The 11,314-nt window shown below is 70.7% G+C and carries 10 protein-coding genes and 2 pseudogenes; 4 read left to right on the forward strand and 8 right to left on the reverse strand.

What is annotated here, in order from left to right; translation table 11 throughout:
• Positions 1-119: 119 nt before the first annotated feature.
• A pseudogene (locus A5714_RS27595) lies at positions 120-197 on the reverse strand (hypothetical protein); the annotation flags it as partial.
• 548 nt (positions 198-745) lie between these two features.
• Between A5714_RS27595 and A5714_RS10655 the strand changes: the two are divergent.
• From A5714_RS10655 to A5714_RS10670, 4 genes are read left to right on the forward strand one after another with little or no spacing between them, the layout of a single operon-like run.
• Complete coding sequence (locus A5714_RS10655; RefSeq protein WP_068205069.1) at positions 746-1,246, forward strand: hypothetical protein; 501 nt, start codon at positions 746-748, stop codon at positions 1,244-1,246.
• Between the two features lie 12 nt (positions 1,247-1,258).
• Complete coding sequence (locus A5714_RS10660; RefSeq protein ID WP_068285097.1) at positions 1,259-2,446, forward strand: zinc-dependent alcohol dehydrogenase; 1,188 nt, start codon at positions 1,259-1,261, stop codon at positions 2,444-2,446.
• Between the two features lie 42 nt (positions 2,447-2,488).
• Positions 2,489-3,694, forward strand: a complete 1,206-nt coding sequence (locus A5714_RS10665; RefSeq protein ID WP_068285099.1) for a serine hydrolase — start codon at positions 2,489-2,491, stop codon at positions 3,692-3,694.
• Positions 3,695-3,696: 2 nt separating this feature from the next.
• A complete protein-coding gene (locus tag A5714_RS10670) occupies positions 3,697-4,236 on the forward strand; it encodes a GNAT family N-acetyltransferase (RefSeq protein ID WP_068064776.1) in 540 nt (179 codons plus the stop codon).
• Position 4,237: 1 nt separating this feature from the next.
• Here A5714_RS10670 and A5714_RS10675 read toward each other — a convergent pair whose 3' ends face one another.
• From A5714_RS10675 to A5714_RS10705, 7 genes and pseudogenes are all read right to left on the reverse strand, one after another.
• On the reverse strand, positions 4,238-6,934 hold the full coding sequence (locus A5714_RS10675; protein WP_068285101.1) for a fumarate reductase/succinate dehydrogenase flavoprotein subunit: 2,697 nt from the start codon (positions 6,932-6,934) through the stop codon (positions 4,238-4,240).
• Entirely contained in the window at positions 6,931-7,677 is a 747-nt protein-coding gene (locus A5714_RS10680) for an ABC transporter ATP-binding protein (RefSeq protein WP_068064770.1), read from the reverse strand. The genes A5714_RS10675 and A5714_RS10680 overlap by 4 nt, the downstream gene beginning before the upstream one ends.
• Positions 7,674-8,531: an ABC transporter permease gene (locus tag A5714_RS10685; protein WP_068285103.1), complete on the reverse strand. Its 858-nt coding sequence runs from the start codon at positions 8,529-8,531 to the stop codon at positions 7,674-7,676. Before A5714_RS10685 ends, A5714_RS10680 begins: the two co-directional genes overlap by 4 nt.
• A complete protein-coding gene (locus A5714_RS10690; protein WP_068285105.1) occupies positions 8,528-9,916 on the reverse strand; it encodes an ABC transporter substrate-binding protein in 1,389 nt (462 codons plus the stop codon). Before A5714_RS10690 ends, A5714_RS10685 begins: the two co-directional genes overlap by 4 nt.
• Positions 9,917-9,943: 27 nt before the next feature.
• Positions 9,944-10,174 carry a ferredoxin family protein gene (locus A5714_RS10695; RefSeq protein ID WP_068064761.1) on the reverse strand — a complete coding sequence of 77 codons (231 nt, stop codon included), beginning with the start codon at positions 10,172-10,174 and terminating at the stop codon, positions 9,944-9,946.
• Entirely contained in the window at positions 10,171-10,917 is a 747-nt protein-coding gene (locus A5714_RS10700; protein WP_068285107.1) for a GntR family transcriptional regulator, read from the reverse strand. Before A5714_RS10700 ends, A5714_RS10695 begins: the two co-directional genes overlap by 4 nt.
• Positions 10,918-11,032: 115 nt before the next feature.
• Positions 11,033-11,314 (reverse strand): annotated as a pseudogene (locus A5714_RS10705) (hypothetical protein); the annotation flags it as partial.

The following is an 11,314-nucleotide window of genomic DNA, read 5'->3' on the forward strand; positions in this document are numbered from 1 at the left end:
CGTTTGCCCCGGGCAGCGTCGACGCCCCGCCCCCTCCGCCGCCCGCCCCCGCGCGGCCCCCGTCGCCGAACCCCTAACCGGCGTCGCCGCGCAGCGGCGGAGTGTGGTTTCGGCGGCGCCGTGGGCGCCGCGCACACCTCGACGCCCTGCGCCACCGGCAGCAGCGCCGTCGCCCACGTCATGGTCTCGGGCGCCGGAGGTGGCGGGGCGTCGACGCTGCCCGGGGCAAACGTGTGCGGCGGGTTGCAGTTTCGCGTACACCCGCAGTTGACGCCGATGAAGCAGATAACGGGTTGGGCCGCGGCGGCATCGGTCGCCGTCAGCACCGCCGTGACGCCGCCCACAGCGAAAACCAGCGCGGACACGCAGGCGCACCACGCGGCCGCGGGCTTGGCTTGTCGCTTAGTCACAACTCGAAACTGTAGTCGCTCCGGTTGACGGACGCTTGCGGCACTTCGCGTTCCCCAACCTTTGCCGACGGGAAGCGGCGAATCCCCGGGATCGGCTGTGGCGCAGCCGGTTTCGCGGGCGTTGGGGCGCACCCCAGGCCGCCCGGCAAGCGTCGACTCGCGACCACTGACGCCGACGGCATTAACACGGGCGAAAACAAATTTTTCGCGCTGTTAGCAGGGGCCCACCTCGGGGGCGGCGGGGCCGATTGACCGGCCAGCAGACGACGACTCCCCGAGGCGCCGTTTGACCGTTGCGCGCCCGGGTACCGCCTGCCCCGACGGAGGGAGTAAGCGTGGGCTATCTAGACGTCGCGAGGGACAAAGTCGTGGGCTCGGTCAAGGAGGCCGCGAAGAAGGTGGTGGACGCCCAACCGCCCCGGGCGACCGCGCAGACGGTCACCATCGCCTGCCCGGTCGACCGGATCGCGCAGTTCTGGCGTGATCCGCTGCAGCTGTCGGTGGTGTTGGGCGACATCGCGGAGGTCGAGGCGTCCGGCGACGACCGGTACCGCTGGCGGCTGCTCGAAGGACCCGACGCCACCTGGGAGTCGCGCATGGTGACCCGGGAGGACGGCGTCGGCTTCGTCGGTGACGGCAGCGAACTCACCATCAGCTACCGGGCCGCGCCGCACGACCTGGGCACCGAGGTCACCCTGCGCGCCACGACGCCCGCCCCCGGCCTGCTGGCCGGGGCGGCTGCCTACAAGGTGCTCTACCGGCTGCGCGCGCTCATGCAGACCGGCGAGGTGCCGACCCTGCGGTCCAACCCGAGCGCGCGGGCCTCCGCGCGGTAACGAAAGGCAACCATGCGCGCACTGTGCTGGAACGGCGTCAACGACCTCTCGGTCCAGACCGTCGACGACCCGAAGATCCTCAATCCCCACGACGTCATCGTCGAGGTCCGGCTCACCACCACCTGCGGGTCGGACCTGCACTTCATCGATGGCTACCTGCCCGGCATGCGCGAAGGCGACGTGTTCGGTCACGAGTTCATGGGCGTGGTCACCGAAACCGGCGCCGAGGTGCGCGACACCAAGGTGGGCGACCGCGTGGTGGTGCCGTCGTTCATCGCCTGCGACCGCTGCTGGTATTGCGAGCACGAACTCTATTCGTGCTGTGACACCACCAATCCGAACGCCGAACTGCAGCAGCCGCTGCTGGGCTACCCCTCCGGCGGGATCTACGGCTACACACATCCCTTCGGCGGGTACGCGGGCTCGCACGCCGAATACGTGCGGGTGCCGTTCGGGGACGCGAACTGCTTCGCGATCCCCGGCGACATCACCGACGAACAGGCGCTGTTTTTGTCCGACGCGGTGCCCACCGGCTTCATGGGCGCCGACTTCTGCGACATCGCGGGCGGCGACACCGTCGCGGTGTGGGGCGCCGGCGGCGTCGGCCTGATGGCCGCGCGCAGCGCGTTGCTGCTCGGCGCCGACCGGGCCATCGTCATCGACCGAATCCCGGAGCGATTGGCCTTGGCGCGCAACGAGTTCGGCCTCGAAACCGTGAACTACGAGGCGGTCGACAGCGTGCACGAGACGCTGCGCGAGCTGACGGGCGGCCGCGGGCCCGACGCCTGCATCGACGCGGTCGGCATGGAGGGGCACGGCACCGGCGTCCAGCAGCTCTACGACAGGGCCAAGCAGATGCTGCGCCTGGAGACCGACCGTGCCACCGCGTTGCGTCAGGCCGTCCTGGCGTGCCGCAAGGGCGGGGTGGTGTCGGTGCTCGGGGTGTATGGGCTGACCGACAAGTTCCCCATGGGAGTGCTGACCAACAAGGGCCTGACGATGAAAACCGCGCAGCAGCACGGTCAGCGCTACATGCAGCGGCTCTTCGACTACGTCGAGCAGGGCGACCTCGACCCCGCCAAGCTGATCACCCACGACCTTTCGCTCGAGGACGGGGTGCGCGCGTACGACCTGTTCAAGAACAAAGAGGACAACTGCATCCGGGTGGCGATGCGGCCCGGCGCCCGCGCCACCCGTTGACTCCCCGCCGCCCCGTCCGGGACGCCCACTAACCTGAACCGGGTGAACCTGGACCTCAACCAGGCGTCCATCCGCGAAGTGTGCGACGCCGGCTTCCTCGCCGGAGCGGTGACGGCGGTCTGGCAGCGCGGAGAAATGCTGCAGGTCAACGAGATCGGCTACCGCGACGTCGAAGCGGGGCTGCCGATGCAGCGGGACACGCTGTTTCGGATCGCGTCGATGACGAAGCCGATCACCGTGGCGGTGGTGATGAGCCTGGTCGACGACGGCAAACTGACGCTGAAGGACCCGGTGACACGCTGGGCGCCGGAACTGGCCGACCTGCGCGTGCTCGACGACCCGCTCGGTCCGCTGGACCGCACCCATCCCGCGGCGCGCACCATCCTGATCGAGGACCTGCTCACCCACACCAGCGGGCTGGCCTACGGCTTCTCGGTGTCCGGCCCGATCTCCAAGGCCTACCTGCGGCTGCCGTTCAACCAGGGCCCCGATGCCTGGGTGGCCGAGCTAGCCCGGCTGCCGCTGGTGCATCAACCGGGCGAGCGCGTCACCTACAGCCACTCCATCGACCTGCTGGGTGTCATCGCGTCCCGCATCGAGGGCAAGCCGTTCCACGAAGTCCTCGACGAGCGGGTCCTGGGTCCGGCCGGCATGCCCGACACCGGCTTCTACGTCTCCCCCGAGGCGCGCCGCCGCGCGGCGACCATGTATTCGTTGGACGAGCAGAGCCGCCTGCACCACGGCGTCATGGGGCCGCCCCACATCACCCCGCAGGCGTTCTGCAACGCCGGCGGCGGCCTGTGGTCGACCGCCGACGACTATCTGCGATTCGTCCGGATGCTGCTCGGCGGCGGGACCGTCGACGGCGTGCGGGTGCTGTCCGAAGAATCCGTCCGCCTGATGCGCACCGACCGCCTCACCGACGAGCAGAAGCGGCACAACTTCCTGGGCGCCCCGTACTGGGTGGGCCGCGGCTTCGGGCTGAACCTCTCGGTGGTCACCGATCCCGTCAAGAGCGTGCCGCTGTTCGGGCCGGGCGGCCTGGGAACGTTCAGCTGGCCCGGCGCCTACGGGACGTGGTGGCAGGCCGATCCGGGCGCGGACCTGATCCTGCTGTATCTGATCCAGAACCTTCCCGACCTGACCGTCGACGCGGCCACGGCCGTCGCGGGCAACACGTCACTGGCGAAACTGCGCACGGCACAACCGAAATTCGTCCGCCGCACCTACCAAGCGCTCGGCCTGTAGCCGTGCCCGACTACCCGCCGGAACGCATCACCGGGCCGCGGCTGCTGCTGCGGCCGCCCACGCTCGAAGACGCCGGCGCGCTGTTTCAGCGGGTGGCCCGCGACCCGCAAGTCACCAAGTACCTGCTCTGGGCCCCGCACCCCGACGTCGCGGCGACCCGGCGGGTGATCACCGAGAAGCTCAACGCCAGCGCGGACGAGCGGACCTGGGTCATCGAGTCGCGGCACCGCGGCGAGGTCGTCGGGCTGGCGAGCTGCCGGCGCAGCGCCGCGCACTCCGTCGAGATCGGGTACTGCCTGGGCCGCCGCTGGTGGGGCAAGGGGCTGATGGCCGAGGTGCTGGACATGCTTCTCACCGCCCTGGACGCCGACCGCGATGTGTACCGCGTCTGGGCCACCTGCAGCGTCGATAACACGCGCTCCGCGCGGCTGCTTGAGCGCGCCGGCTTCTTCCTCGAGGGCCGGCTGGCCCGGCACGCCGTCTACCCCACCATGGGGCCCGAACCGCAGGACAGCCTGCTCTACGCCAAGATCCTGCGCTGACTCACCGGTTGTCGGCGAACGCGGCCTCGTCGAGCGCCCGGCGCGCGTAGGCGCGCACGTCGGCATCGCTGTCCTTGAGCGCAATCCCGAGCGCGTCGCGCGCCGCGGGCTCGCCGGCCCACTTGGTCAGGCTGAGCACCGAAGCCTTGCGCACGTCGAGGTGCGCGTCGACCAGCGACTCGGCCAGCAGCGGCACCGCCACGTTGGCCGCGGCGCCGGCCAGCGCCCGCGCCGCGCCCTCCCGGATCTGCCAGGCCGGCGCCCGCAGCGCCTGCTTGATCGCCGCGACATCGCCGTCGCCACAACCCAATGCGCCCAGCGCGGCGAGCGCCGCCGCGCGCACCAGGGGGTCCGGGTCGGCGATCAGAGCGCGCACGGCGTCGGCGCCGCCGCCCAGCGTCGCCAACCCGGCCGCGGCCGCGATCCGCACCTCGCGGTTCTCGTCGCGGGCCGCCGCGACCACGCCGTCGACGTCGTCGACCGAGACCAGCGCCCGCACCGCCTCGATCCGCACCCGGTGATCGGAATCGGTCACGGCCCGGCGGTATTGGGCGTTATCGCCGGCGCGTCGCGCGGCCAACAGATACACCGCGGCCGCGCGGACCACCGTGTCCGCGGACTCCAGATAAGGTTGCGCCCCGCCGGGATCGGGCAGCACCTCGACCAGCTCGCGGATGCCCTCGGCGCTGGTGCGGCGGACCGCGGCGTCGGGGTCGTCCAGCGCCGCGAACAGGGCGGGTGCGTACCCGTCGGGGATGTGCTCGGTGAGCGTGGCCACCGCGGTACGCCGCACCCCCGGATCCTCGTCGGCCAGGTACGGCCGCAGCTGATCGATCGACGGTTCCTCGAGCGCCAGCACCTCGGCGATGCGTGGCGACGGCGGCTCGACGGCCGGGGCGCGCGAGACGATCGGCGACCCTGCGGGCGCCTGGCCGCCGATCAGCGGCGGCTGCTCCACCTGGTGCACCGTCCGGTCGACCGGCGGCAGGCCGTCGAACTCCGGCACCGACACCAGGTACGGCGCCACCGGCCGCTTGAGGAACACCATGTCGCCGCCCTCAGCCTTGCGCAGGTTCAGGTGGTAGCCCCACTGAACGTCGTCGCGGCCGGGCAAATCGGCGCGGTCATGGTAAAGGCCCCAGCGAGACTCGGTGCGGGTCAACGACGAACGGGCCGCCATCTCGGCGCAGTCCCGGATGAACGACACTTCCACCGCGCGCATCAACTCGTGTGGCGTGCGGGCGCCCATCTCGTCGATTTCGGCGCGCATCCGCTCGAACGTGCGCACCGCGATGGACAGCTTGGCCGCCGTCTTCGGCGGGGCCACATAGTCGTTGACGAAGCGGCGCAGCTTGTACTCGACCTGCGGCTGCGGCGGGCCGTCGGGATGCCGCAACGGAGCGTAGATCAGCTCGTGCGCGGCGCGCAGCTGGTCCTCCGGAAGGCGTTGCGGCGCAGCCACTTCGGCAAGTGTACCCGCGGCGTGGGTGCCGGCGAGGTCACCGAAGACGAACGCCCCGATCATGTAGTTGTGCGGGACGCACGCCAAATCCCCCGCCGCGTACAGCCCGGGAACCGTGGTGCGGGCGTGTTCGTCGACCCACACCCCCGACGCCGAATGCCCACTGCACAGGCCGATCTCGGAGATGTGCATCTCGATGTCGTGGGTGCGGTAGTCGTGGCCGCGGTTGGCGTGGAACGTGCCGCGGGTGGGCCGCTCGGTGGTGTGCAGGATGTTTTCCAGCGACGTCAGCGTCTCGTCCGACAGGTGCGAGACCTTCAGATAGATGGGCCCGCGGGCCGAGTCGATCTCGCTCTTGACCTCGGCCATCATCTGCCCCGACCAGTAGTCGGAGTCGACGAACCGCTCGCCCACCGCGTTGACCTGATACCCGCCGAACGGGTTGGCCACGTAGGCGCAGGCGGGCCCGTTGTAGTCCTTGATCAGCGGATTGACCTGGAAACACTCGATTCCCGACAGCTCCGCCCCGGCGTGGTAGGCCATCGAATACCCGTCGCCGGCGTTGGTCGGGTTCTCGTACGTGCCGTACAGGTAACCCGACGCGGGCAGGCCCAACCGACCGCACGCCCCCGTCGCCAGGATCACCGCCTTGGCGCCCACCGTGACGAACTCGCCGGTGCGCGTGTTCAGCGCCGCGGCGCCAACGGCCCGGCCTCCGTCGACCAGCACCCGCACCGGCATCAGCCGGTTCTCGATCTGGATCTTCTCCCGCATCGAGCGCTGCCGCAGCACTCGGTACAGCGCCTTTTTGACGTCCTTGCCTTCGGGCATGGGCAGCACGTAGGAGCCCGAGCGGTGTACCCGGCGCACCGCATACTCGCCGTGCTCGTCCTTTTCGAACTTCACGCCGTAACGCTCGAGCCGCTGCACCATCGCGAACCCGCGGGTCGCGGTCTGGTAGATGGTGCGCTGGTTGACGATTCCGTCGTTGGCGCGGGTGATCTCGGCGACGTAGTCCTCGGGCTCGGCCTTGCCCGGGATGACGGCGTTGTTGACCCCGTCCATGCCCATCGCCAGCGCGCCGGAGTGCCGCACATGGGCCTTCTCCAGCAGCAGCACCTGCGCGCCGTTTTCGGCCGCCGACAGCGCCGCCATGGTGCCGGCGGTGCCGCCGCCGATGACGAGCACGTCACAGTCGAGCCGCACCGGGGTGGCGGGATCGGGGATCTCGGTCATGCCGCCGCCTCGATGTGGTTGAGCGCCGCGATGATCTGCGCGCGCAACCCGTCGGGTGCGGCGTCGCCGCGCGGATTCGGCACCTCGATCGACGCGCGCACCGGCTCACCCGCGCGGCCCAGCACGACCACGCGGTCTCCCAGCGCCAACGCCTCGTCGACGTCGTGGGTGACGAACACGATGGTGGTCGGGTGGGTGCGCCAGGTGTCGATGAGCAGCCGCTGCATGGCCGCGCGGGTCTGGGTGTCCAGCGCGCCGAACGGCTCGTCCATCATCACGGCGCGCGGCGCCCCCGCCAGGCCGCGGGCCAACTGCACGCGCTGGCGCATGCCGCCCGACAGGCTCTTGGGCAGGTAGTGGCCGAAGCCGGTGAGCCCGAGCTCGGCGATCCACCGCTCGGCCGCCTCGCGCCGTCCGGCGCGAGGCACCCCGCGCAGCCGCAGCGCCAGCTCGATGTTGGACCGCACCGTGCGCCAGGGCAGCAGCGCGTTGTCCTGGAACACCATGCCCCGGTCACCGGAGGTGGTGCCGACCTCCGCGCCGTCGGCCAGCACCCGGCCGGCGTCGGGGGCCAGCAGCCCCGCCAGCGCCCGCAGCACCGTCGACTTGCCGCAGCCCGAGGGCCCGGTGAGGACCAGGATCTCCCCCGGCCGCACCGCCAGGCTCAACCCGTCGATGACGGCGGGCCCGTTGTAGGACAACCGAACTCGGTCCAGTTCGAGGCTCATGCCGGTGGCGGTCATCGCTGTCCCTCCTGCGCGCGCGGCAGCCACCGGGTGACCCGCCGGCCGATCAGTTCGACGGTCGCCGACGTCGCGAACCCGAGCACGCCGATGGTGATGATGCCGACGAACACCTGCGGGTAGGCCAGCACCGTGTAGTCCTGCCAGGTGCGGTAGCCGACGCCGAGACGGCCCGAGATCATCTCGGCGGAGATCACGCAGATCCACGCCACACCCATGCCCACGGACAGGCCGCCGAAGACGCCCGGCAGGATGCCGGGCAGCACCACCTGGGTGAGCACGTCGACGCGGCCACCGCCCAGGGTGCGCACCGAGTCCTCCCAGAGGGTGGGCAGCGCGCGCACCGCGTGCCGGGTGCTGACCATGATCGGAAAGTAGGCCGCGAGGAAGGTGATGAACACGATGCCGGCCTCGTCGGTCGGAAACAGCAGGATCGCCACCGGCACCATGGCGATGGCCGGGATGGGGCGGGCCAGCTCGGCCAGCGGGCCGAAGACATCGGCGAACACCCGCGACCGGCCGAGCAGCACGCCGGTGGCGACGCCCACCACCGCGGCCACCCCGAAACCGGTCAGGATCCGCAGCAGCGACTGCGCCAGGTCCAGCCAGTAGTCACCGGCGCCGAGCCGCCGCTGCAGCGCGTGCAGGATTTCGGTGACGGTGGGCAACGTGTCGAAGCGCAGCAGCAGCCGCACCTTGCCCGCGGTGAGCAACTGCCACAGCCCGATCGCGGCGGCCACCGACGCCAGCCGCAGCAGCCGGGACTGCCAGCGCCCGGCGCGCCGCCGCGGCCGGGTCAACGCCGGCGTCGAGACGACGCCGAGGACTTGGTCGGCCACCACTTGGGTCGTCATACCGAACCTCCGAGTGCTTGTTGGTAATTCGTCGAGACGCCGCCGGGATGGCCGGCGAGGTACCGGTTGGCCCCGGCGACGGTGCCGAAGGGCAGATAGTTCGGGCCGTCCTTGACCCAGAACGCCTTGTCCGCGAACCAGCGGGTGCCGAGTTCGGCGTCGGGCACGTAGGCCGCCCGCACCTTGGCGCCCCGGCCCAGCGCGTCGCGCACGGCGCGCAGCAGCGCGGTGGGGTTGGCGACGGTCTGCGTCGCGTCGGCACCGTCCAGCCATAGTTCGCTCGCCAGCGCGGGGTCACCGGTCAGGGTGGACGGGTTGGTGCTGCGCGCCCGCGCGGCACCGTAGTCGAGGCCGCGCGCGGTGAACACCGCGCGCAGCGGCTCGTCGACGGCGAAGCGGTCCACGTTCAGGTCGGCGAAGTCGCCGATCGACTTCAGGTACGGCACATCGCTTTTGAGCGCCTCGATGAGCGAGGGCTTGAGCGTGGGGTCGAACGAGGTGCCCCCGGGCCCGTTGTAGAGGTAGACCACTTCCTGCGGCAACCCGCTGCCCTGCGCGACGATGCGGGCGGCCTCGAGCGGTTTCCCGTTGAGAAAGTCGGTGGCGTCGAGCTGCGCCTGCAGGAAGGCGGCGAGCACCTCCGGGTGGGCCGACGCGTACGAGCGGCGCACCACCACGCCGTGCAGGGTGGGCAGGTTGAGTTCGGCGCCGTCGTAGAGCAGCTTGGCCTTGCCCTGGTAGACCAGCAGGCCCGGCCACGCAACGAACTGCGAAAGCGCTTTCACCTGGCCCGATTCCAGGGCCGACGCGCCGACCTGCGGCTGCTGGTTGAGCACCTCGACACCGCTGATGCCGGCCTTGGCCAACGCCCGCACCAGGGTGCCGTGGCCGGCCGACCCCACGCTGGCCGAGACCTTGCTGCCGGCGAGGTCGGCCAGGCCGGTCGCCGGCGAGTCCGGCGACACCACCACCATGTTCAGCGCACCCTTGGGGTTGTAGCCGGTGATGGACACCATCTCGGTGCGTGCCAACGGGTTAGCCTGCGTCTTGGAGCCGTTGATGAGCATCGGGTAGTCGCCCATCGACCCGATGTCGATCTTTTCGGCCAGCATCTGCGCGGTGATCGGGGCGCCGGTGTCGTAATCCTGCCACCGCACCGCGTATTTGGTGCCGGTGCGGGCGGTGATGTCGGCGAGCCGGTGCTCGAGGTAACCCTGCGTGCGCAGCAGCGTGCCCGCGGTGACGGTGTTGATGGTCTTGGACTGGTATCCGACGACCACGTTCACCACGCCGGAGGACTGCGAGAAGGACTCCAGCGAGCAACCGGACGCGACCATGGCCACGGCGAACAGGACCGACGCCAGCCGGGCGGCGTGTCGTTTCATGTCAAAGGCCTTGCGGGTGAGGGGTTTTCAGCGAAGCAGATAGGGCATGTTGACGGTGACCGCGCCCGTGGGGCAGCGGGCCGCGCAGGGGCCGCAGTACCAGCACTCGTCGACGTGCATGTACGCCTTGCCGGTGTCGGGGTTGATGGCCAGCGCGTCGAGCGGGCAGACCTCCACGCACAGCGTGCAGCCGTCGATACACAACGACTCGTCGATGGTCACCGGCACGTCGGCGCGGCTGTTGTGGATCAGGGTCATGCGTCACTCCGTTTCAGGCTGCCGCGCATGGTGATTCGGTCACCACGCATGCGGATGTATTCCAGGTCGACGGGCGTGCCGTCGGCCAGGCTGGTAAGCCGCTCGAGCATCAGCAGGGACGCGCCGTCGGGCACCTGCAAGGTGGCCGACGAGTGTGCGTCGGCGGGAATGGCCTCCAGCGCCAGCGACGCCGAGCCCAGCGGCTGCCCGCTGACCTGCTCGATGAGCGCGAACAGGTCGTTGTCTTCGAGCGGGAATTCGAGGACCCCCCGGCCGACCTGCGGGGCCAGGTAGGTCAGGTCCAGGCTGAGCGGCAGCTCGCCGAGGTAACGCAACCGCTCGACGAACACCGCCTGTTCGCCGGGCTGCAGCCGCAACCGGCGCGCCACCGACGGCGGGGCGGTGACGAGCATTGCGGCCCGCACCTCGTTGCGGACCTCGCCGAGGTCCTTGAACGTCTCCTTGAGCCCCAGCAGCGCGTCGAGGCCGTGGTCGTACTTGCGTTGCGCCACATGGGTGCCGACCTTGGGGCCGCGATCGATCAGTCCCTCGTGCTTGAGGACGGCCAACGCCTCGCGAACCGTGTTGCGCGACACCGAGAACTCGGCGGCCAGCTCCTGCTCGGCCGGCAGCCCTTCGGGGTATGCCCCGGCGTGGATCTGCTGGCGCAGCACGTCGGCCACCCGCCGGGCACGGTCGGCCCGGTGTCCTCCGAGGGGTATGGGGTGCGCCACGGGAGTCACGCTAACGCAGCTCAGGGGCGTTTTCCGGGCGCGCTGCGGGCACCGAAAACGGCCGGGCGACGCATTGCGCCGGGCAGCGCATGACGGCGACCAGCGAAAACCGGGGACGGTTCAGCTATTGCGCCACCCGCGCGCCGACGAGGCATTTGCGATCCCGCTGAGTGGAACCGGAGTCGCTGGGCACCAGTGCGACCGCGGCCAGCGGAAACAGCGCGCACAGCGCCCATGCCGCCGGATACCCGGCCGCCATGATCGTCGCGCCGACCACCGGCGGCCCCGCCGCGGCGGTGAGCCGCTGGCCGGTGTTCTGCAGGCCCAGCGCGCGCCCACTCCAGAACGGGCCGGCGTGTTCGGTGATCGCGGTGGCTTCCAGCCCATTGTCGAGGACGGCGATCAC

The sequence above is a fragment of the Mycobacterium sp. E2462 genome (assembly GCF_001672685.1).
GTDB lineage: Bacteria > Actinomycetota > Actinomycetes > Mycobacteriales > Mycobacteriaceae > Mycobacterium.

Excerpts from the sequence above, each read along its gene's own strand:
- A5714_RS10660 (WP_068285097.1), top strand. The coding sequence starts at position 1,259 with ATGCGCGCACTGTGCTGGAACGGCGTCAACGACCTCTCGGTCCAGACC.
- A5714_RS10675 (WP_068285101.1), bottom strand. The coding sequence starts at position 6,934 with ATGACCGAGATCCCCGATCCCGCCACCCCGGTGCGGCTCGACTGTGAC.
- A5714_RS10680 (WP_068064770.1), bottom strand. The coding sequence starts at position 7,677 with ATGACCGCCACCGGCATGAGCCTCGAACTGGACCGAGTTCGGTTGTCC.
- A5714_RS10685 (WP_068285103.1), bottom strand. The coding sequence starts at position 8,531 with ATGACGACCCAAGTGGTGGCCGACCAAGTCCTCGGCGTCGTCTCGACG.
- A5714_RS10690 (WP_068285105.1), bottom strand. The coding sequence starts at position 9,916 with ATGAAACGACACGCCGCCCGGCTGGCGTCGGTCCTGTTCGCCGTGGCC.
- A5714_RS10695 (WP_068064761.1), bottom strand. The coding sequence starts at position 10,174 with ATGACCCTGATCCACAACAGCCGCGCCGACGTGCCGGTGACCATCGAC.